The 22575-nt window shown below is 38.1% G+C and carries 23 protein-coding genes; 6 read left to right on the top strand and 17 right to left on the bottom strand.

Annotation, left to right across the window (positions count from 1 at the left end):
• Positions 1-2 precede the first annotated feature (2 nt).
• From P4L16_00115 to bioB, 8 genes are read right to left on the bottom strand one after another with little or no spacing between them, the layout of a single operon-like run.
• Positions 3-1970, bottom strand: a complete 1968-nt coding sequence (locus P4L16_00115) for a cbb3-type cytochrome c oxidase subunit I (protein MDR3623531.1) — start codon at positions 1968-1970, stop codon at positions 3-5.
• Positions 1967-2836 (bottom strand): COX aromatic rich motif-containing protein, encoded by an 870-nt coding sequence (locus P4L16_00110; GenBank protein ID MDR3623530.1) that lies wholly within the window; start codon positions 2834-2836, stop codon positions 1967-1969. Before P4L16_00110 ends, P4L16_00115 begins: the two co-directional genes overlap by 4 nt.
• 57 nt (positions 2837-2893) lie before the next feature.
• Entirely contained in the window at positions 2894-3346 is a 453-nt protein-coding gene (locus P4L16_00105) for an NUDIX hydrolase (GenBank protein ID MDR3623529.1), read from the bottom strand.
• A 47-nt stretch (positions 3347-3393) separates the two neighbouring features.
• A complete protein-coding gene (locus P4L16_00100; GenBank protein MDR3623528.1) occupies positions 3394-4068 on the bottom strand; it encodes a hypothetical protein in 675 nt (224 codons plus the stop codon).
• Positions 4065-5360, bottom strand: coding sequence for an adenosylmethionine--8-amino-7-oxononanoate transaminase (bioA, locus tag P4L16_00095; protein MDR3623527.1), 1296 nt, complete (start codon positions 5358-5360; stop codon positions 4065-4067). The genes P4L16_00100 and bioA overlap by 4 nt, the downstream gene beginning before the upstream one ends.
• On the bottom strand, positions 5327-5956 hold the full coding sequence (gene bioD, locus P4L16_00090) for a dethiobiotin synthase (GenBank protein MDR3623526.1): 630 nt from the start codon (positions 5954-5956) through the stop codon (positions 5327-5329). Before bioD ends, bioA begins: the two co-directional genes overlap by 34 nt.
• Entirely contained in the window at positions 5949-7076 is a 1128-nt protein-coding gene (locus tag P4L16_00085; protein ID MDR3623525.1) for a pyridoxal phosphate-dependent aminotransferase family protein, read from the bottom strand. The genes bioD and P4L16_00085 overlap by 8 nt, the downstream gene beginning before the upstream one ends.
• Positions 7073-8044, bottom strand: coding sequence for a biotin synthase BioB (gene bioB / locus P4L16_00080; protein MDR3623524.1), 972 nt, complete (start codon positions 8042-8044; stop codon positions 7073-7075). The genes P4L16_00085 and bioB overlap by 4 nt, the downstream gene beginning before the upstream one ends.
• A 233-nt stretch (positions 8045-8277) precedes the next feature.
• On the opposite strand from bioB, the gene P4L16_00075 reads away from it, so the two are divergent.
• A complete protein-coding gene (locus P4L16_00075) occupies positions 8278-9072 on the top strand; it encodes a DUF6314 family protein (protein ID MDR3623523.1) in 795 nt (264 codons plus the stop codon).
• Positions 9073-9296: 224 nt separating this feature from the next.
• Here the strand turns inward: P4L16_00075 and P4L16_00070 are convergent, their stop codons facing one another.
• Both P4L16_00070 and P4L16_00065 read right to left on the bottom strand, forming a co-directional pair.
• Positions 9297-9605, bottom strand: coding sequence for a four helix bundle protein (locus P4L16_00070; protein MDR3623522.1), 309 nt, complete (start codon positions 9603-9605; stop codon positions 9297-9299).
• Between the two features lie 149 nt (positions 9606-9754).
• Positions 9755-11098 carry an MFS transporter gene (locus P4L16_00065; protein MDR3623521.1) on the bottom strand — a complete coding sequence of 448 codons (1344 nt, stop codon included), beginning with the start codon at positions 11096-11098 and terminating at the stop codon, positions 9755-9757.
• Between the two features lie 96 nt (positions 11099-11194).
• Here P4L16_00065 and P4L16_00060 point away from each other — a divergent pair, with 96 nt between their 5' ends.
• A complete protein-coding gene (locus P4L16_00060) occupies positions 11195-12097 on the top strand; it encodes a LysR family transcriptional regulator (GenBank protein MDR3623520.1) in 903 nt (300 codons plus the stop codon).
• Between the two features lie 271 nt (positions 12098-12368).
• Here P4L16_00060 and P4L16_00055 read toward each other — a convergent pair whose 3' ends face one another.
• The 4 genes from P4L16_00055 to P4L16_00040 all read right to left on the bottom strand — a co-directional run bounded on the left by P4L16_00055 (position 12369) and on the right by P4L16_00040 (position 16869).
• Positions 12369-13496, bottom strand: coding sequence for a YbdK family carboxylate-amine ligase (locus P4L16_00055; protein MDR3623519.1), 1128 nt, complete (start codon positions 13494-13496; stop codon positions 12369-12371).
• Positions 13497-13713: 217 nt separating this feature from the next.
• Entirely contained in the window at positions 13714-16146 is a 2433-nt protein-coding gene (locus P4L16_00050; protein ID MDR3623518.1) for a plasma-membrane proton-efflux P-type ATPase, read from the bottom strand.
• Complete coding sequence (locus P4L16_00045) at positions 16146-16394, bottom strand: bacteriophage holin (protein MDR3623517.1); 249 nt, start codon at positions 16392-16394, stop codon at positions 16146-16148. The genes P4L16_00050 and P4L16_00045 overlap by 1 nt, the downstream gene beginning before the upstream one ends.
• 172 nt (positions 16395-16566) lie before the next feature.
• A complete protein-coding gene (locus tag P4L16_00040) occupies positions 16567-16869 on the bottom strand; it encodes a transposase domain-containing protein (protein ID MDR3623516.1) in 303 nt (100 codons plus the stop codon).
• Between the two features lie 15 nt (positions 16870-16884).
• Here P4L16_00040 and P4L16_00035 point away from each other — a divergent pair, with 15 nt between their 5' ends.
• On the top strand, positions 16885-17124 hold the full coding sequence (locus tag P4L16_00035; GenBank protein ID MDR3623515.1) for a hypothetical protein: 240 nt from the start codon (positions 16885-16887) through the stop codon (positions 17122-17124).
• A 278-nt stretch (positions 17125-17402) separates the two neighbouring features.
• On the opposite strand, the gene P4L16_00030 is transcribed toward P4L16_00035, so the two are convergent.
• On the bottom strand, positions 17403-18695 hold the full coding sequence (locus P4L16_00030) for an ankyrin repeat domain-containing protein (protein ID MDR3623514.1): 1293 nt from the start codon (positions 18693-18695) through the stop codon (positions 17403-17405).
• A 471-nt stretch (positions 18696-19166) separates the two neighbouring features.
• Here P4L16_00030 and P4L16_00025 point away from each other — a divergent pair, with 471 nt between their 5' ends.
• Positions 19167-19334 carry a hypothetical protein gene (locus P4L16_00025; protein ID MDR3623513.1) on the top strand — a complete coding sequence of 56 codons (168 nt, stop codon included), beginning with the start codon at positions 19167-19169 and terminating at the stop codon, positions 19332-19334.
• Between the two features lie 66 nt (positions 19335-19400).
• Here the strand turns inward: P4L16_00025 and P4L16_00020 are convergent, their stop codons facing one another.
• Complete coding sequence (locus P4L16_00020) at positions 19401-19982, bottom strand: pentapeptide repeat-containing protein (protein MDR3623512.1); 582 nt, start codon at positions 19980-19982, stop codon at positions 19401-19403.
• The gene (locus P4L16_00015; GenBank protein ID MDR3623511.1) at positions 19982-20575 is read right to left on the bottom strand and encodes an NUDIX domain-containing protein; all 594 of its coding nucleotides are present in this window, start codon (positions 20573-20575) and stop codon (positions 19982-19984) included. Before P4L16_00015 ends, P4L16_00020 begins: the two co-directional genes overlap by 1 nt.
• 232 nt (positions 20576-20807) lie before the next feature.
• Here P4L16_00015 and P4L16_00010 point away from each other — a divergent pair, with 232 nt between their 5' ends.
• Positions 20808-21941 carry an alpha/beta fold hydrolase gene (locus tag P4L16_00010; protein ID MDR3623510.1) on the top strand — a complete coding sequence of 378 codons (1134 nt, stop codon included), beginning with the start codon at positions 20808-20810 and terminating at the stop codon, positions 21939-21941.
• Between the two features lie 45 nt (positions 21942-21986).
• Entirely contained in the window at positions 21987-22211 is a 225-nt protein-coding gene (locus P4L16_00005; GenBank protein ID MDR3623509.1) for a hypothetical protein, read from the top strand.
• Positions 22212-22575 lie beyond the last annotated feature (364 nt).

The raw sequence follows: 22575 nt of genomic DNA, 5'->3' as shown, positions 1-22575 counted from the left end.
GCTCACTTCTTGAGGTAAGATTGTTCAATTTTGGCAACTTCTGCAGCGGGTAGTACATATTCCATTTCATCATTAAAAGAAAGAATGATGATGCAAGCAATGACTCCAAGGAGACCTACAACGATGAGCCAAATAATATGCCAGACAATTGCAAATCCTACTAAGAAAGCAAAACAGGATATATAGATCCCCATACCTGTGTTTTTAAAACACTCGATATCGTGATAGTTTTTTTCTGGCTTCAGGCCCTGTTTTTTCATCTCCCAAAAGGCCTCATGACTTGTAATAGAAGGGATTACTGCAAAATTATAAAATGGAGGTGGGGAATGAGTTGCCCATTCAAGCGTTCTGCCATTCCAAGGATCTCCTGTAGTATCCCTGTGTTGTTTTCTTTGCCTAATGCTTTTGATAAACAGATAAACTTGAGTGGCAATTCCGCATGAAATGATGACAAACCCAATTGCTGCAGTGATATATAAGGGCTGCCATCCAGTTGAGGAGTCATAGTGATCAATACGCCTTGGCGCTCCCATGAACCCCAATAGATAGAGAGGGATAAAGGCTACAAAAAATCCTATGAACCAACACCAAAAAGCTTGTTTGTCTAGTCGTTCATCAAGTTTAAATCCAAAAATTTTAGGAAACCAAAAAGTGATGCCAGCAAAAATTCCAAAAAGAGCTACTCCGACAATCATTGTATGGAAATGGGCAACTAGGAATAAACTGTTGTGCACTTGAAAATCGGCAGGAGGTGATGCCATAAACAGTCCTCCCATGCCTCCTAACATGAATAAGATTAAAAAACCGATGAACCAATACATGGGAGAGGCTAAGTTTATTTTTCCTTTATACATAGTAAGTATCCAATTAAATACTTGCACGCCTGCAGGTATTGCTATGAGCATTGTTACCATGCCAAAAAAAGAGTTTACATCCGGGCCTGCACCCATAACAAAAAAGTGGTGAAGCCAGACTAGATAGGATAAGCCAGTGATTGTAATTGCTGCAAATACCATGGAAACGTATCCAGAAGCTTTTTTTTGAGAAAATGTGGAGACAATTTCCGAGAACATGCCAAATGCAGGTATAACCAAAATATAAACTTCTGGATGACCCCACATCCAAATGAGGTTCCAATACATCATTTGATTTCCAGAATACCCTGTTGTAAAGAAATGCATTCCATAAGCACGATCAAGCCAAAGAAGCAATGTCGTTGCTGTAAGTACTGGAAAGGCTGAAATAATAAGAACCATTGCGCACAAGGAATTCCAGGTGAATAGAGGCATTTTCATTAAGGTCATTCCTGGAGCTCGTTTTTTTATGATTGTAACGAGAAAATTAATTCCAGCAAGTAGACTACCAAGTCCAGAGAGTTGTAGACTCCATATAAGGTAATCAACACCAACACTTGGGTTAAATTCGAGCTCAGAGAAAGGGGCAATGGCAAGCCAGCCTGTGTTGGCAAAATCTCCTCCGACGATAAAAAATAAGTTAATAAGTAGTCCTCCAGCAACAGTGAGCCAGAACCCTAAAGAATTCACAAACGGGAAAGCAAGGTCACGAGCACCAATTTGAAGGGGTATAATCCAGTTCATGAGTCCAAAAAAGAAGCCCATCGTTACGAAAAAAACCATGATGTCGCCATGCGATGTAAAAATTTGTTGGAAGTGGTCTGCAGTAAGATATCCTTGTGAATCTGCTGCAATGGCTTGCTGAAGCCATACCATGCCTGCATCTAGCATCCCGCGAAAGAACATTATAGATGAAAAGATCATGTACATGGTCCCAATTTTTTTGGGATCGGTAGATGTGAGCCATTCATGCCAAAGAAAGTTCCAACGCTTGGTTTTAGTGAGGTACACTGCAATTGCAATGCTTAGCATGATAATAAAAAAAGTTCCTCCTATCGTATTCCAGGCATGAGGAATTGCGTCTAAAGTCAATTTTCCAAGCAAGAATTCTTTCATAATACCGGTTTGGTTGGATACATATATTTTTGAATTATTTTATCAAATAGATCCTTTTCTACTTCTGAAAAGGGAGTGGTGGCCTTATTCACAGAAGGCTTGACGAGTTCTTTATAAGTCTGTTCGGTTAAATAAAGAGATGATTTTTTTACCTGTGTAACCCAAGCATTAAAATCATCTTGAGAGGATGATGTTACGGGAAATGTCATATCCGCATAGCCCTCCCCATTGATCTCAACAGCTCTGCCTCTATATTCACCCGGACCATCCGCCATCAGGTATAACTGGGTTGTCATCCCCGTCATAGAATATATTTGCCCACTTAATTGCGGAATCCAAAATGAATTCATCGGTGTACCATCTGCTGCCAATTTCAAGTGAATTGGAGTTCTCTCTGGAATATGAAAATCATTTAATACCGCAATACCTTGCTCTGGATAAATAAATAGCCATTTCCAATCCATAGCAACGACTTGCACAGCAAGTGGTTTAATATCGCTCTCGATAGGTTTATAGGGATTCAGTTTATGTGTGGCATCCCATGTCACAACAGCCATCACAGCAACTATAATGGAAGGAACTCCCCACATTAATAGCTCTCCAATAAGGCCAAAAGAGTGATCTGGATTATATTTTGCATGTTTTTTTTTGATGCAGTATTTATATACAACTGTAAATAAAAGGAGGTAGGTTGGAACGATGATAATTAGCATGAGAATGATATTCGTAATAATCAGTTCTAGTTGGCTTTTCGCAATTATCCCTTTAGGATGAACTACCAAAGCATTTTCACTTGCCAATACAATGACAATACCGATCACTGCGATGATCACTGCAAACAAGCCTAGCAAAAGTTTCTTTTTCATACCGTTGATCAAAATATATCAGAAAATTTAAATCAATAAATTACTCACATTTAGAAACTATAAGTGCCGGTAATAAAAGTCCAAGGCCTGCTGTGCACCATCCATCAAAGGTAGGTTTTCAGCCTCTTTCAAAGAGACCCACTTGTATGATAAATGCTCAGAAGATAGGATGATAGTCGGCAGCTTAGCTAAACGAACTGAGAAAACGTGATAGATGTAATCAATATCTGGTTTACGAATATATAGCTGACCGAATGATTGAAATTGATTTTTTGAAACATCAATACTAGTCTCTTCTAATAGTTCTCTTTTGGCACCGTTTAAGGAGGTTTCATTTTCTTCAAGCTTTCCTGCAGGTACACCCCAAGCTCCAGCCTCAGACTTATTATGGGAAAGTTCTAGTAATAACAACTTGCCCCTCACGTTTACATAGGTCGCAGCTACTTCTACTTTGTGTGAGAAATCATTTGGTTTTTGTTCGTAAACTTTGATGTCTTGGGCGCGCGCCATTATTTTATCCAACCGCTATGGGTAGGATGATAAATGGCTTATGGCTTTTAGTCTACTGGTTTATACATCGAGGAATTCTTTGCTGCGGGAATTACTCGATGTATACTTTTGGCAACTCCGGCCAGCCACAGCTTGCATAAATCGCTCTCTATTGCACAGACATATGCTGCATGTGTAAATCCTGAAGGAAGTTGCTTCAATCCCTCTTTCATTTCATTGAGGTGTTCTTTTTCTTCTAAAAGGATGGATTTAACTGCAACACGCGAACCCGCTTTACGAAGGACCTTATCATAGATTGGGTAAAGCTCGTCAGCTCGAAGCTCTATTGCATAGGTAACAAGTAGATAGGCTGCTTCTTTAATGGAATGCCTAGAAAGCCCGAGCATCTTAAGATAGCGTGATGCTTTTAAGTCTAAGGCTGTCAAATAATGCAGAGCTGCAGCTTCTCCGAGCATAAAGAAAGGAGAATAGGTGTCCATTGGGTTAGAGGAAACTCTTTTAATCTGGCACTTTAAATGATGGGCATGACGAAATTCTTCTGCTGCATGTTTAAGCATTTCTTCTTTTACAAGTGTAGGATGCTCACAAGCTGCGATTTTCCTAGCCCCGCAGTTTTCAAGAAAAGAAAGAGTATTGAGCCATTTAGCATGCAACGTATTGGAAGCAACAATAGTAGTTAGAAGCTGCTCAATTTGATAGGCGTTAGAAGTAAATGAAGTCATAAATTTTCTTCAAGAGTGAGAATGATCTGAGCGTAAATAAATTGTAGTTCATTTGCTTGAATGCAATAAGGAGGTAGCACATAAAGTACGCTACCTAAAGGACGAAGCAAAATTCCTTTATTGAGGAAAAAATAATAGAGACGATCACGGATTGATTGAAAATAGGAACGACTTTTCGTCTGGTATTCCAAAGCTAAAATCGTTCCAAGATGTTCACACCGCTTTAGTTTGGGATGAAAGCGCCATTGATTACAAAAATCTTGGTGACAAGCTTCAATCATCTCCCTTTGTAGAGAACAGTTATTATCCAAGAGAAGGTCAAGGCTAGCAAGAGCACTACTACAGGCAAGAGGGTTGGCTGTGTAAGAATGGCCATGAAGAAATGCTTGGGAAATCTGATCACTCAAAAAGGTATTAAAAATTTCTTCTGTACAAGCAGTGACTCCCAACGGTAAAAAGCCCCCTGTTAGTCCTTTGGATAAACAAATAAGATCTGGATTTTCAGTTAGCTGCTGGCAGGCAAAAAGAGTTCCGGTGCGACCAAATCCTGTCATGACTTCATCAGCAATAGTTAAAACATGATATTGCCTACAGCATTGGATGAGTTTATCTAGTCCCTGTGGTGGATACATAATCATCCCTCCAGATCCTAGCACAAGTGGCTCAAAAATAAAGCAAGCGACGTTGCCTTGATTTAGAATGGATCGAAGTTGCAATAAAGAAAGATCTTCTTGGCCCTTTAGAGGCGGATCTATCGACTCAACATCAAAAAGATGTTTCCAGAATGGTCTATTGAATTCGTTTCTCCCTGCAGCTGACATGGCTCCAAAAGTGTCACCGTGGTAGCTATTTTTGAAGCAAATAATTTTTGTCTTAGGAGTGTTGCGATTATGCCAATATTGTAGTGCTATTTTGAGGGCAACCTCAACGGTTGTTGATCCATTATCTGAATAGAAGACTTTTGACATAGCTCCAGGGAGGATCGAAAGGAGCTTAGATGCTAATTCAACTGCTGGGGCATGAGTAAAGTCTGCAAAAATCACATGTTCTAATACTTCGGCCTGAGATTTGATTTTCTCAATAATATAAGGGTGAGCATGTCCGTGAAGATTGACCCACCAGGAGGAAATGGCATCCAAATACCTACTTCCATTTTCAGCATAAAGATAGGGGCCTTTAGCTCGAATGATAGGGATTGGTGGACGTGCTATATGCATTTGAGTAAACGGATGCCAAATGCAAGCGCGATCCTTTTCAATTAAAGAAGGAGTTTGGAAAAGAGTGGTTGCCATTGTTTTGCATACCTTTGAATGGTTTGAGGGTTTAAATTGGCTTCAGGAAGTAGTTTTCCTAAAACAGAAACTTGTGAAATTTCTAAGATGGCGGACTCGCTATCGGGGTTGTGTTCTCCATTAAAAATGATGCCAAGGATAGGAAGGCAAAGCTTTTTTAAGACTTCAATGGTAAGAAGGGTATGATTAATACTACCAAGATAATGCTTTGAAACAATAATCCATTGACAATCCCAGGATTTGAACAGGTCTATACTAGAAATTTTTGGAGTTAGAGGAACAAGAATACCGCCGACGCCTTCGATGATCAAGGGACGTGTTGTTTGTGGCAGGATGATGGAATCTAGCCTAATTAGAGTGTTTTCTAAGCGAGCTGCTTGATGAGGTGATAAGGGTGCCTTTAAAGAGTAAGCAGGTGGGTGGATAGTATGTGTCGTTGTATCGAGCCATCTTTTTACCATAATGGTATCAGAATTTTCCTCATCGCCACATTGAATTGGTTTCCAATAATCACCATTCAAAAGAATAGCAAGGACGGTGCTAACCACCGTTTTTCCCACATCAGTGCCTATTCCTGCTACCATAATTTTATGCATAGCAAGGACTCCTATGGAGTTGGATGTTGTTTATTAACTGTGCTAGTTCATCATTTGTATTAAAAGCGTGTAGGCAGACACGGAGCACTTCATGTCCTCTCTGGACTGTTGGACTCATGAGAGGTCTTATATCAAATCCTTTTTTGATAATAGCTTGAGCTGCTTGCTTTATGGATTCGTTTCCCTCAATTGACACAGATTGGATATGGCTCATAGAAGAACTTGGATAGGATGCACGAAAAATTTGAATGAGCTTTTGCAATTGATTTCGTTCCTGAGACATTTCCGGGAATAAATCGTAGCTACATTTGATGGCTGCAAGTGTTTGAAAGGGAAGAGCTGTTGTATAAATATAAGGTGTTGCAAAATTGATGAGCGCTTGCTTTAAGGTATGATTGCCAAGAACAATGGCTCCGTAAGTGCCAAGTGCTTTTCCAAAGGTTGTCACTTGAGCAAAAACATGAGCCATAAGGTTGTGTTCTGCGACAAGACCTCGTCCTTGTGGTCCACAAGCTCCTACAGCGTGAGCTTCATCTACGATGAGATGAGCCTTATATTCTCTGGCAAGTTGACTGATTTCAGTGAGTGGGGCCATGGAACCATCGGTGGAATAGATGGATTCAATGCAAATAAAGCAATCTTTTTGAGAGAGGCAGCTTTTAAGGCGATTTTCAAGAGACCTGAGATCATTATGCCTAAAAGGAAATGCTTTGGCTCGGCTTAAGCGGGTCCCATCATGAGTGGAAGCATGTATTGCAGCATCAAAGAAGATGACACTTTCTTGACTTGTAATTGTTGAGAGAAGACCTACATTAGCCATATATCCACAGCTGAATAGCAGTCCTGCCTCGTAGCCATGGAATTTGGCAATCTTCTCCTCTAACTCTTGAGCGTAGATCGAATTACCTGTCAGTAAACGAGAGCCTGTTGATCCTAGCCCATTGAGATGGCTTAAGTGTGCTTCCCATTCTTGGAAAACAGATGTGGCTAGTTGAGGGGAGCGAGCAAGCCCCAGGTAGTCATTAGAAGAAAAATCGATAATTGGCTGGGTAATTTTTAAGGTTCGTAGATTTCCCAGTTTTGTGCGTTTCTGTAATCTATTTTCTAGATGTAATGTCATTTTGAGTAGCCCTTGGCAAATGCAGGTTGCTTCTTAAGGCCTAAGAGCTGGAACATTTCCTCATCTTTGTCAACAGGAGTATTGGCGACTGTTAAAAGCTTTTCGCCTGCAAAAATCGAATTGGCACCAGCTAGAAAACATAATGCTTGTTGCTCATAGGACATTTCAATGCGTCCACAAGATAATCGAATCATTGCCTCAGGTAAAACGATGCGAGCCACAGCAATGACACGGACCATTTCCCAAATAGATACTTTTGGTTGATTTTCAAGGGGTGTGCCAGGAATTTGACTTAATCGATTGATAGGGACAGATTCAGGATGGGGATTTCGCCTGCACAACGTTAGTAGGAGTTCTAGTCGGTCTATAGGCTCTTCTCCCAGTCCTAAGATGCCACCGCAACAGACGTTTAAATTGGCTTTCTCGACAATGTCTAATGTATTTAACCGATCTTGATAAGTTCGTGTCGTAATGACTGTTTTATAAAACTTTTCAGAGGAATCAAGGTTATGATTATAGGCGTATAGTCCAGCTTCTTTAAGCTGCTCAGCTTGATTCTCTTTAAGCATTCCCAAAGTACAACATACTTCTACACCCAAATCGGTAACCCCTTTAACCATTTGGAGTACTTCTTCAAATTGCTTGCTATCACGCACTTCTCTCCAGGCAGCTCCCAAGCAAACTCGAGTGGCCCCTCGTTCAGCGGCTTTTTTTGCTTCATTGAGGACGGTCTTATATTGCATCATTAGTTGAGCAGAGACAGATGTTTGATAACGAGATGACTGGGCGCAGTATTTGCAATCTTCAGGGCATCCTCCTGTTTTAATGGAGATTAGACTACAAACTTGAACTTGAGTTGGTTCATGGAACTGATTGTGAAAAAGATTGGATTTTGCAATGAGTTCAAGAAGGGGCATTGCATATAATTGTTTTAATTCTTCAATAGTCCAGTCATGTCTGATAGACATTTAAGCCTCCCATATTTCAGCTGTTTTGTATTTGAAATATGGATTTTAGCCTGGTTTTTTACTATTTTCAATAGGAAATGATCCATAAATTGACTTGTTGAAACTAGAAAATAGTTTATAAAAAATCGAAAATAGTTTAGAAATGGATCTTTTTCTGATTTTATCGAAGGAAATGATGCGATTCTGAAAAACTAAAAAGTAGTTTATAAAAATTCGAAAGAAGGTTGTTTTTTATGCTTGAAGTCTTATGCGGCAACAAAAATGTTCAAAGAATCCTGATTTTCCTGTTTGTAAATGGAAAATGCTATGGGACCCAATTGCATCGATCTCTTGACACATCGCTTACACCTCTTCAAAAGGCATTGAATCGTTTGGAAAAAGGTGGGCTCATTACAAGCTATTATGAAGGAAAGACTCGTCTGTATCAATTTAACCCATCTTATCCCTTAATGAGCGAACTTGAACAGTTGCTAAAAAAAGCATATACTCTGCTTCCAGCCCATAACAAGAAAGAATACTATGTTGTAAAGGAGGGGTTTAAAACATCATCAGCCTATCAAGAAAATAAAGCTCAGATTCTCCTGGCTTTCTGGGAGAAGCTCACGAGCATTACTCAGCTTACCTTCCATGCGAGGACAAAATCTAAAGAAGAAAAAGGATGGAATGGGAAAGGTCAAGGTGATGTCGTCATGTTAAGGGATGGTTCCAATACGTTAATCTTTAATGAAAAAGGGACTTGGCAAGGCAAGCAGGGTGGAGAGGTCAGTTTTAGCAACATATTTCGTTGGACCTTAGATCGCAATGCTGGCGTGATTTCTTTGGAACATTTACGTCGAGGTCCAGATCATCCTGTTTTTCTTTTTCACCTTGCGCCTTCTGATAAACATTCCCTGTCGTCTGTCGATTCGCATCTTTGTGAAGGAGATACTTATTTTGGGCAGATTCATTTTAACCAGTATAATCTTCGATTGAATTGGAGGGTAATCGGCCCTAAAAAAAATGAGGAAATCGATTATTTCTATTCTTAACTTATGTTACGCAAAAACTTTAAAATAATTAATAATAACAGGGTAGACAGGATCAGCCGAAACGGCTGATAGGATAGGGCAAGAAAGCATTTTTTAAGAAACATTGCTTTTTTAATCAAAGGCTATCCTGCTAGCCGTTTCGGCTGATCCTGTCTACCCTGTTATTATTTATACACAAACAAGTTCAAGAATTGTTTATACGTGCCATTGCCCGATTAATCCCCTTAACTATATGCTTGAGTCATTTTTGTAAGCATTGCTACTATATGCACCAATAGCTCTCTTCCTCGTTTATATTGTTCTTCGTTAGCTAATTTTAAACGGATACATACATCAAAAATCGCTGCACATCCTGTTGCAGATCGTTTTGCCATTCGATAAAATCGAGCTTTCTCATTACTAGAGTATTCTCCAGCACCTTCAGCAATATTGAGAAGCACTGAAGTACCTGCTCTTTGAAGTTGATCCGCAAGATAAGCGCGTCCTCTTGGTAAATGTTCGACTATTTCATCTATCAAAATAATTATACACAAATAATTCTTGAACTTGTTTGTGTATATCATATGATTACAATAGGTTACAGTATTTACGTGAGGAAGCCAACCACAAAGAATTCTGAAAAAGAGTCTTAGATCTAAAACGCATTTACAAGAAAACCTAGAGTTAAAAAATATCTTTGATTCTAAGGAGAAATTTGACTCATCTCTTTTTTGAGGGAAAAGGTCATGCTCCACAGAAGCAGGGTAATGGAGATACCTGAACAGAGGATCATTGAGAGAAAAAAACCTTTCCAGCCTAAATAATCAATGATTTTGCCAAGGGGGAATCCCGCGGATGCAGCGCCAATATAGGCTACCCATCCTGCAAAACCATTGGCTGTTGCGGATGCCTTTTTGTGAGCCAATTCTGTGACCGCAATCCCGATCAACATTTGAGGTCCGAAAGTGGCAAAGCCGATAATGAACATGACAGAGGAATTGAGCCAGGCACATCCTTTTGGCATAGACCAAAAACTAAGGATTGAAACTAGCAAAACGATTGCAAATAAGGCATTGACAGGGCCTCGTTTTGCATTAAAGAGACGGTCTGATATCCAACCTACGGAAAGTCCTCCAAAAAAACCGCCCACTTCAAAAAGAGAGACTAAGCCACAGGCATAAATAGGGGTATACCCTTCCGATTCAATCATAAAAAGCGCTGTCCAGCTCTCTATTCCAACACGTACAGTGTAAATAAAGAAATAGGCAACAGCAAGTATCCAGATGCATTTATTCTTTAAGACGCTTAAGAGGAGCGATCGAGTTGACAGCTCTTCTTCTTCATGGTCATTACGCTTCTGACTTATATAGTCATTGCGAAATTTTTCAATTGGAGGAAGCCCAAGAGATTGGGGGGTGTCCGCCAAACGGTTAATGAGGAAAAAACCGCCCAAGATACATAAAAGCCCCGGAGCAAACATAGCCAATTGCCAATTGTAATAGTGCAGGCAAATTCCTGCGATCCAAGGGATCAAAAAAGCGCCTACATTTTGTGATACCGTCCAACTTGACCACCACGAGCCACGCTCAGAATGAGAATACCAGTGCGAAAGAAGCCTCACACAAGGAGGCGAACCAAATCCCTGGAACCAGCCATTAAGTCCCCATAAAATTGCAAATAGATAAAGAGAGGAAGAAAATCCAACAAAAATAGTTAGAATCCCAGAGCAAATAAGGCCAAAAGCCATGAAATAGCGAGGGTTAGATTGATCTGATAGCACACCGCTCGCGAATTTGCTTATTCCATAAGTAAGCGCAAAAATGCTGCTTACAATGCCAAGTTGACTTTTGTCCAATTGCAATTCTTGCATAATGCCGGGCATGGCAAACACAAAGCTTTTTCTAGAGAAATAATAAAAAGCGTACCCAATGAACATTGAATATAAAATGCGGATACGCCAATAGTTATATTTTTCTTTAACTATTGCCGTGTTTGCTATTTCCGGGAGATGAGGAGCGGGCTTTAGCTTCTTAAATAATAAATTCATTGGATACCTTGGTTTAGATGTCCAAATTGTAAACGACTCCATGGATTAAGAAAAATTAATAGATGTTAATCCATGCTTAAGATAAATTAATGTCTTATGAAAGAAGAAATATTAAATTTGGTGAATCTCAAATATTTTTGCGATGCTATTCGATTAGGTGGTTTATCTGCCGCTGCAAAAGCGAATTTTGTCACTCAATCAGCTATTAGTCAGGGGATTTCCAAGCTTGAAAAATCGTTAGGAGTGGCTCTTCTAGCTCACCATCCAAATCGTTTGAGACCAACCCCCCAAGGATTGAGTGTTTTTAAAGAGGCCATTGATCTCTTAAAGAGGGTTAGCCAATTTCAACAGAACTTGTCCCAAGAAGAGTCTTTTCAGATAGGGAATCTTGAATTTGCCTGTACACACAGTTTTTCCCTTGCTGTAATTCCCGCCTATTTGAAGAGATTTCGAGAAGAGTATTCTCATGTAAGAGTGAATTTCTATTTGGGCCAGAATGATCACATTCTTCAGTTGGTCAAGAATGGGTCAGTAGATTTTAGCATTCTGCCCTTGGAAATATGTCACAATCAACGGTGTCAGCCTTATGAAGAGGATTTAGCAACATTTGAAAAGCGCACTGTTTATTATGGAAATTTTGAGTTCTATACTTCTTCAAAAATCGAGCATTCAGAATTGAAAAATTTGGGATTTATTTTAACACCATCTCATAATAAGGAAATGGTCTTGCTGAGTGAGGCATATTTCAAGAAATACGGCCGAGAAATCACTTGTGTTTTGGAGGTTGGGAGTTGGGAGACCATTGCCAATTTGGTTGCAGAGGGAATGGGTATTGGCTATCTTCCTGACTATATCGCTATAAGGCGTAAGGACGTTTTAAAGTCTTGGGATCTTGGTATAGAGCGACAAGAATATCGCATCAGTGCGATCTTTCCTAAGGGAATGAAGCTAAGAAAAAGCAGCGAAATCTTTCTTTCTTATTTTGAAGTTTTTGCGTAACAAGAGTTACTCATAAGATGCTTTATATAAATTGTTTAAAATTATTAAGAGTAATAAAAATTTAAATAATAACATCTTTTGATTAAATTTATAGCTTATGCCCTTGCTAGATACATTCCGTGTTTCAAGGCTAATGGGTATTCCACTAACAAAATCGGTAAGGCAAAGAAAACTAGGAGCGCTAATAGGCAAACTTTTTAAGTCAAAATAGATTTAAAATTTACAGTTAAAAATCCATAAATTATTAATTTTTATATTATGTACGTAATATCTAAAAGCTCAATTGGTACTCTCTAATAGCTGCAGAAATTACATCTTTAAAGGATTGTGTTTTGTCATAGATTTTTCGTTGTTTTTCAGCACCATTGCCATTAATAATGATATGTTTTAAACCTTGAAGTTCCTCAAAACAATCTAATTTTACTGCAATAGGCGATAGTTTATTTACAAGATTAAGAACTTCATCAGCAATTTTTTCTTGTTTCCCTTCTAAATTAGTAATAATTAACCCACTTAAGCCATCCCTTGCTGCAATCCATTGGTTTTCAGTCGCTAACCAATGTTGCTCTTTACTCCACTTAAAAGCATCAGGCATTATTTCTATACCCTCTGAAACCCAAACTACCAAGCAATGAATTAATGCGACAAGAGACATTGTCTCATCTAAAGAAGACATAGCATCACATATGCGAAATTCAATGGTTCCATATTCTGGATTTGGACGAATAAACCAATAAAAATCTTTAAAAGAAATAATAGTACCAGCCATCTTCAATGTATGGTAATAATGATTGAATTCTTTCCAATCGTTAAAAAGAATAGGCAGTCCCGCTCCAGGAAAAGACTCCATAATATTAACTCGACTTGAATGCATGCCCGTATCAATTCCTTGCCAAAAAGGAGAATTCGCAGACAAAGCTAAAAGATGTGGAAGGAAGCGAATCATTACTTGTGATATTGCTAAAGCCTTTTTTCCATCCTCTACTCCCACATGAACGTGCATGCCACAAACATTCATTCTTCTTGCTAGCCATTGATATTTTTCATGCAAATATTGATATCGCTCATTTTTTGAAATCAAACGATCTGTCCAGCGTTGCGTAGGATGAGTACCCATGATTGCGAGCTTCAGCCCTTTTTCTTCTGCGATTTCATGCAATTGTCTCATCCTATTTCTCAAAAATTCCCGACATTCTTTAACATTTGCTGAAATTTCAGAGTCAATTTCAATCATAGACTGATGTATTTCTGCTTTTACTCGTTGTAAACCATAAGAATCACATAAATCCAAAAGACTTTCTGATTGTGGAGTTAGCTCTAAAGTTTGTGCATCCAAAATTAGTAACTCAATCTCTAGGCCAATAGTAGACGTAGCTGAACCATTAAATTTTAAATACATTAATCCTCCGTTAATCTAAGGTAAAAAAAACGACAAAGGACTGTGTTGAAAAAATCAAGTAAGTCATTGATAATGGGATCAAATTCTAAAGTTGTTCAAGGACTTACGTGACTTTTTTTAACACAGCCACGACAAAGATACACTATTTTTGACTAACAAACAATTGTAAATTTCTGATTATAAATATTATTTTTTAATTTTAATTTGAGAAATGAACTTAAGTTTGTGAGCCTAAAATCCGATAAGCAAGTAGTTTTATACGATCGCTCAAAAGAAACCAAACAAAAGCATAGCCCCATACAAAAAGTGCAAAACTCCAGCCTAAAGGTGTCATAAACAGGCCATAAACTGCTATCAATGTCGCAAGCATTTGTGTGCCAAGTACTGCCACCCATAAAATCTTGGCTGGAGCAATTGACCAAAAAGGTCCACGTGTACGTGTGAGGAATATTGTTAAATGACCAGCCACAGATAACTTCAAATACATCAATGTCTGAATATAATCACGATCTAAATGAAAGATCTGTTCTCCAAGATAAATCAATCCAAAGCTAGAAAAAACTCCAATAATGCCAAGCACCGTAGCAATGCCAAGCACTATACGCATATTCCAAGCTTCTGGCTGGCTCTTGTGATGAACATTGTCGTAGGCAATGGATAAAATGGCTCCATCATTAAGCAATGCTAGGATCACAATCATCACAGCAGTCAGTGGATAGAAATTAAAAACAAGTATAGCCAAGGTCATAAACAAAAGTATACGTAAAGTTTCTGCAATGCGATAAATAGCATAACTGTTCATCCTTTGGAAAATACGACGACTCTCCTTAATTGCATCAATGATTACAGAAAGGCCAGGTGTTAATAAAACAATGTCTGCTGCAGCTCTTGCTGCATCTGTTGCACCAGAAACTGCAATTCCGCAATCAGCTTTTTTAAGTGCAGGCGCATCATTCACCCCATCTCCAGTCATACCAACAATATGACCACATTTTTGAAGCTCATCTACAATGTAAAATTTATGCTGCGGAAATACCTCTGCAAAACCATCAGCCTTTTGAATGGACTCAATACATACAGCTTCATCTTGATGTTGATGTATTACATCACCCAAAGCTCTAGCATCAAAAATATTTGTACCCATTCCAAGCTTCTTAGCAGTTTCTGAAGCAATAGCTATCTGATCTCCGGTAATCATCTTAATGTGCACTCCCATCTCTTTAGCGGTAGCAATGGTAGCTTTTGCATCTTCTCGAGGAGGATCAAAAAGAGGAAGTACGCCAAGAAACTGCCATCCACTATTGCCCTCAGAATAAGCCACACCTAATGATCTAAAACCACGCTCTGCAAACTTGTCGATCACTTTTCCAATTTCAACTCTAACCTGATCCACATTTGTCGATAATTCCAAAATTACCTGTGGAGCCCCCTTAGTTACCTTGAATTCTTTACCACTAATAGCTTTTACAGATGCCTCAGTGCGTTTGTGTACCGGATCAAAGGATTGAAAATGAATGATTTGATAATCTTTTAGCTCTTGATTGTTTTTTAAGCCCTTCAGAATAGCTTGGTCGATCATATCTTCATTGTCTGTATGCGATGCCAATGCAGCATAGAAAATAACTTGATCAACAGTCGTGTTGCTTACACAAAACACTTCTCCAAGCGTCAACTTATTCTCTGTCAAAGTACCTGTTTTATCTGCACATAGAATATCCACTCCTGCTAATTCCTCAATGGCTACAAGCCGGCTAACAACTGCTTCTTTCTTAGCAAGTAAACGAGCTCCTACTGCCATCGTTACAGATAAAACAGTAGGCATTGCAACAGGTATGGCAGCAACAGTTAGTACTAAAGCAAACTGCAATGTCGTAAAGAGGGGATCACCACGAAAAATTGTAACAGTAATGATTAATGCCACCATAATAGCTGCAAGAATAATCAAGTAATTGCCTATTTTTAGAACAGCTTTCTGAAAGTGACTGACTGTGTGCGCCTCTTGAACGAGCTTTGCAGTCTTACCAAAATAAGTATTGGCACCTGTAGCATAAACTAGCGCATCGATTTCACCAAGACGAACTATAGATCCAGAAAATACAGCTTCTCCAGCTTTATGTAAAATGGGCAGTGACTCTCCTGTCAACGCTGATTGATCTACTTCTATTGAGTCACCAGCAAGCAAGCGTGCATCTGCAGGTACAATGTCTCCCAAACGTAAATGAATAATATCTCCTGGAACCAATTCTCTGGCTTCTAAAATAGTCCACTTCCCATCGCGCTTAACCTTAGCTTTTATTGCAAGCTTGGCTTTTAAGGCTGCAATAGCGTTGCCTGCTTGGTACTCCTCCCAAAAACCAACTATACCATTTGTAATAAGCAAAAGAATAATAATAAAAAAATCAGGCCAATGACGAACTACAGCAGACAAAATAACTGCAATCTCTATCATCCATGGAATGGGCCCCCAAAAATAAGATAGAACTTTTAAGAGGATATTCGTTTTTTTTTCAGAAATCTCATTAAGTCCATACTGAATCAGCCTTTCTCTAGCTTCAGAGCTATTAAGACCTTCTGAAGAAAAGCCTAATCTCTTTTGTACTTCAGGCAAGGGTAGGGATTTTAAATCATCAAGAGATTCTAGCTTTGCCATTATTTTTGTTTATTCAACTTGTTATAAATCCATGCAATAAGAAAGAAACCAATTCCCGCATCAATAAAGCCATAAATTAAACCAAGAAAAGCACCTATCCATGAAATGTCAAAGCCTGGATAGATGCCAGCCATCAACCTTAAAAATTGTTCAAAATAGCCAGTATAAATTGCAAGAATCGTGCTAATAAACATGCATACTCCCCAGACTATTCCAGCAGCAATACCCAATTTCACAGGTTTTAACATAAGAATCTCCCTTACATAACTAAACTTTAAGTTTTATATAGCATGCTCGTAAGCTTTCAACAATAAAGTTTATTTTCTAGATAAAAGAAAACTTTCTGCAAATGACTGGCCCACACTAGCATTGTTAGCGTCAAATAAGGCCATCTAGCATTAATGAACTTTTAGTAGCCATTCATTGATCAGGCAAAAGTTCATATAACTTTTGAGAATTATGGGACATAAGACGACGCATGACATCCTCAAGATATTCACGTGGATTAACTCCGAGAGTGCGGCAGGTTTGAACGAGAGAGAATATAATGGCAGCAGCTTCTCCACCATTCTCGTTGCCTAGCCAATTTTTTCGACCAATTGCCAGTGGTCTTACAGTACACTCTGCTACGTTATTATTCATTCTTGCAAAAGCATGATTGGTGTAGTTTTTGAGATGAGGAATAAGGCTACAAAAATAATCTAGAGCCTCTTTAAAGAAGATGAATCCGATGCTAATTTGGTAACTTTAGATTCTTCTTTTACAGAAGAGCCAGACAATATTGAACTCTATGAAAATAAAATTATCACAATTGATGCAGTAGAAGTGATTCTTTACCGAAAAGCCATTCGTGTCATAAGCAAATTAGATATGGAACGTACTGTTAAGTCGCTAAATGATGAAGAATACGAAAAACTGCTTAAAGCAATGGAAACACATGAGGGTTGGATTGAGGGATATACTGAAAAAATAAATTAAAGGTTGGACTTGAACCAGGGACCAGCGGGTTATGAGGGCGGTGGTCCACCATATAACCCAATATCATCCAACCGCTATGAGTATGATGCTAAAGGATTAAAGGCTAAAATGCTACTGGAATTTATTGGATTTTGATGGTGCAATGGGCACATCATTGCACCGCTAGTGCATCGCGGCTGTACTAAAGAAAGCCCTATGAAAAACCCGTGAAATCGAAAAGAAAAGAGAGTTAGCGAAAATAAATGACTCAAAAAAAAATGTGTCACTTATTTTTTAAATTAAGATAGTAAAGTCAGTAAATGATCGTGCTTTTTGCTTGCAGCTACTTGCTTAGGTGTTTTTCCGAAATTATCTTTAAGATTCAAAGTTGCATTTGCTCCTGAAGAAAGCAATAGTTTAGTCATTTCTTCATCTCCGCCTCGAGCTGCTAAGTGAAGGGGCGAATTAACCCCGCTCGCTTTTACTAGAATTTTTGCATCACCAGTCCTTAAAAGTTCCCTTGTTACCTCATGCGAATTCTTTATTATAGCCATATGGAGCGCTGATAAACATGTCCAGCTACCACCCCATTCTTCTGGTAATTGGTATTTTCTAAATGCATGAAATGTATCGGAAGAAGCCACGCGATCTTTGGCTCCTTTTGATAGAAGCAGCAAGGCAATATCAAAATGGTCGGCATCTATTGCAAAATGCAACGAACCTCTTTGAGTAGAGTCCGATGTGTTACGAAAGTCATTTACTGATGCTCCGTTCTCTATTAATAATTTGACGCCATCAATATTACCTAAAAAACATGCATATTGTAAGGGAGTCATTTCTTCCTCACCTCTTGCCCAAGAAGTCTCAAATTTCATAGTAGATGAAAAATATTTTGATTTTTGCAAAGAATCTAAAGAACCAAGATGAATACACAATGCTTCTAATTCACCAGATTGTAATAAGTAAAAGATTGATTTTTTTATGTATTCTTCAGTGATTGGAAGAGGAACGTCTTTAGATCTAATTTCTTGAATATCACTACTATTCAAGGAAGCTGAAAGACTTTTAATGTTTGACACACTACTAACAGGTTTTTCTTCAGAAATAAAAACCGTATCTAATTCTTTTGATTTCTTTTTTTTTAATTCAACTTCAGTTTCATAATCGTATTCTAATTGAGCTTTAGCCATGTGAAAATCATTTTTGTGTGAGGAGAGTGCTAAACATTTTGAATTATCCTCATATATTTCTTCAGCTAAAACTATTGAATTTGGGGTTCTAATTTGAATACAAGTTTCAATAATAGAATCAAAAAGTTTCCTTACATCGGCCCGTTGTTGTTCTTTATATTGAGCAACTTTGTAAGCTTTTCTGCACCCTTCCTCGGTACCCAATTTTAGATAAGCATTGCAAATATCGGATAACATAAAATGGAGGGTAACTGATTCCATGGTTTTAGCAATGTCAAATGCTATATCAATATTTTCCTTGTTTATGAATAACCCATCTATCAACTTGCTAATTTGATCTTCTTTCTGTTGATCTATTAGCGAAGGGGTAAAACCACCTGTAAGACCACCAACTGAAAACATATACTACCTCCTTCTATTAAAGATTCATAAAAATGCGATATTTCTGAGTATAAAAGCAATGTAAAATGCTGGGCTAAAAAAGAAAACTAAAGCAATGATTATCTCAAAAATTCATGAAATTAGCTAAGTTTTGGTCATACAAATAAAACAGCACTTTTCTGTGCAGATCATGAGAAATATGATCAGCCTCGATCATTGAAGTATCAAAGTCACAAGGGTTGTCACATATCACGAGTGCAAATTTCTTCTTGGGGTTTACGTTCATGGCCTTCTCTAATTTCTCTAAACAAATTCTATTTAAACTTTTCATTTAACATCTTTTCCTCTATCGCTTTGAGCCTTTTTTCGAAATCATAAATTTCTAGTGCTTTAGCGTGGATATCAATTATTTTTGATAATGTTTCGCCTTCGTATGGTGAAATTGTCAAAGAGCTGCTCGCCAAGTGGGTCGTTCTCGCTGCTCTTTGACAATTGACTCTTTCCGAAAAAATTGCAGGGCCTCAATTTGCTCAAGCAATACAACTTGGCATTGAATATGATCCTAAGCCACCTTTTGATGTTGGATCTCCTGACAAAGCAAATCCCACCATCCGAGAGGCGCTACATTCTCGCATGTTAGCTTTATTTGAAAAACCTTAAGGTAATTGCGAAGAGAACATTTTTTTATGATGCTTAGTTCTCTGTATATGCTAATTTGGCCTTCAATTATTCGATGATGATTTCTAGGTAATCTAGAAATGTGAGGACTTCTGGACTAGAGAATCTAGCTTTTGTTAATTTATTTGTTAATGGGTTGATAGAATAGTTGAGAGCGCTAATAAAGTTTGCATTACTTAGATTTGTGCTGTGAAATGTGCTGCCTTTTAAATCTGATTCAGAAAAATCTGCTCCCATTAAATTGGTTTCAGAGAAATAAGTGTCACGAATTATACAATCACGAAAAGGCGTGTTTTTTAAATTCAAATTTGAAAAGTTGGATGTATTAATTAGGCACTTATGGAACTTAATAGATAAGAACAGATTGTCGCATTGAGTAAAGTTAACTCCAACAAGTTTGCAGCTTTGAAATTCTACATTTTGGAATCTAGAATTATCTACTTTGCTAAGGCTTAAATTGCACCCACTGAATCTACAGTCTAAAAACCTTGTGCTGCGTATGTCACTTTGGGTGAAATCGCAGTTTTCAAAGTGAACGGATGAAAAGGATTTATTTTTAAGATCGATGTTTGTGAAATCTTTTTTTGTAAAAGTTTGATTCTCGAAGTCTTGACTCATATTAAATGACATTAATCATCCTTCAGAATATTAAAGTGTATCAATTTTTTGATGCATCTATTCATATGTGGGTCTGATTGTTGGTAAGGAATTTCGGCCTGACAAAACCAGTTAATCTGATGGAATTCGTTTTTATCATAGTTTAGGGTATCGAAAGAAAAACCCTTGAGAATATACCAAAGAGAGACATCGGTATGACCTGCTGTTTGCCCTACTGTTTTAGTTACAGTGAGAAAAAGAGGGTCATGGGATAGGAAAATAGCTTCTATTTCAAGTTCTTCAATGATCTCTCGCTTTACAGTATCTTTTGGATGTTCATTTATTTCAACATGTCCACCAGTAGGCAGCCAAAGTCCAGATTTTTTGTGGTCAGTTAGCAATACCTTATTAGTGTTAAGGTCAACTAGTAGAAAATATGCAACTAGATGAGGATCGGGTGTTGCAGGTTTTGTAGTTCGAAAAAGATCAGCCCCTGTTTCTAACCAATGCTTTGTAAAATTGAGATGTTCGTTTTCTTTGCTATCAAAGGGTACAATAGAATTTATAATTCTTTGAATTTCGGAACGAATAGGGCTGAGTGTCTTTTTTTGAATAGCTTGTACCATACTGCTAATTGATTCTTTATGGGTATCAAGAATTAAATCAAATCTGTGCGTATTATGAAGTATTATTTCATCGTATGTCAAGGCTATTGTGCCCCTGGCGTGCCATGGATTTAGAAAATCGCATGCACCAAATTGTATCCTTCTCAATTGAAACATTATGTTTAATCTGCGATAATCTGCCATCACATCCTCTAGCTTTCTGGAGAGCCTAGAAAATAAAACAAGGACTTAGATGATTATGCAATTATTTACTGTATTCAGTCTGTTAGCTGCTTCAGATGAATTGCTTAAAGGTGTTTCTTCGCCTTTACGTCCTCAGGAGCCAAAAAGCACCATTTCTTACGATGTAGAAGAAGTTAAATATTCTAACGTAACTGCAAATGTGACCTTGGCTGGTACTTTAACCCTTCCCAGATCAGAAAAACCATCTCCTGCTATTTTACTTATTGCTGGCTCTGGCCCAATTGATCGTGATGAAACCGTATTTGGACACAAGCCTTTTTTAGTCTTAGCTGACCATCTTACAAAACAAGGTTTTGTAGTGTTACGAGTAGATAAGCGTGGAATTGGAGAGTCCACGGGAAATTACGGCGTTGCTACTTCTGAAGATTTTGCTTCTGACGCATTGGCTGGTGTCGAATATTTAAAAACTCGGAAGGAAGTTGATGCAGAACAGATAGGTTTGATTGGTCATAGTGAAGGGGGGCTTATTGCTCCAATAGTAGCGGTTAAATCGAGTGATGTAGCCTTTATCGTGTTAATGGCAGGACCCTGCGTCACTGGTGAAGCTATTGTTTATGAGCAAGAAGCTCTAATTTCTCGCGCTATGGGAGTTACAGAAGAACAGCTAAGTCATCAACTGGCTTTTCAACAGCAAGTGTTCTCCGTAATCAAAAATGAATCTGATCTTGAAAAAGCTGAGAAACTCCTACGAGAAATCGTCGCAAAACAGTTGGTCAATCTACCCAAAGAAGAGCAACAAGCAAGTGCGGACGCCATAGAAGCCCAGATGAAGCGTTGCAACTCAAGATGGTTCCGATATTATCTGACTTACGATCCGATAACTTCATTAAAGCACCTTAAGATTCCTATTTTGGTAATCAATGGTGAACTCGATTCACAAGTTTCTCCAAAACAAAACCTTCCTGTTATCGCAAAAATTCTTGAAGGAACTGGAAACCGAAATTATAGGATTATTGAATTTCCAAAACTGAATCATTTCTTTCAAACATGTGAAACTGGATCTGTTTTGGAGTATGGAATAATTGAAGAAACTATTGCGCCTGTAGTTTTAAATACAGTATCTGATTGGATTCTTGAAACCACAGTTAATGAAATCATAATTGATAGAAATAAATACAAATAGGTAAAGTTAGCTTATAAATTTCGGATAAAATCCATATGGGTGGTTTTGGCAGCGGAAAGGGAGCAAGAAGTAAGGCATGGCGAAACAAAAAGAGATATATTACCAGTCTCCAAATTAATCCATGGGCATGGAGTCGATCCCAATAATCAATTTATTTGGGGCAACTTGACGGCTCAGAATGCCTGGGAAGACCAGGGACCAGCAGGTTATGAGAGGCTTGGCCTTCTCCATGCAGCATCAAGTTACAGTTACTGGCAGCAAGTATTCTAGAGGAAAAGATGAATTTTAATCTACTGCGACTTATTGTATTTTGAAGTTTTTTTATGTATTCTTTTGGTCCACCATTGGTCCATAGGATTTAGTAATTGATTTATGAAAAAATAAACGATCCAAGAGATTCGATTAAAAAATAACAAATCACGGCTATTATAATTGGTAGTGTACAATAGAAGAGGGCTTGTGAATATTGTTTTTGAGAATAACGGCGCCACATTAAATAACGCCAGCTCGATTTTCAACTATCTGCTAATCAATAACTTGAATAGTTAAAACACGGAGACGCGGAGACACGGAGACTTATAATTTATCATTTATGATGCGTTCTACACCGTTTAGGATATCCAAATAAAGTGGT

The organism is Chlamydiales bacterium (assembly GCA_031292375.1).
GTDB lineage: Bacteria > Chlamydiota > Chlamydiia > Chlamydiales > VFKH01 > JARLHF01.
Note: the sequence above shows the minus strand (reverse complement) of the source record. Positions and strands in the feature narration are given on the sequence as shown.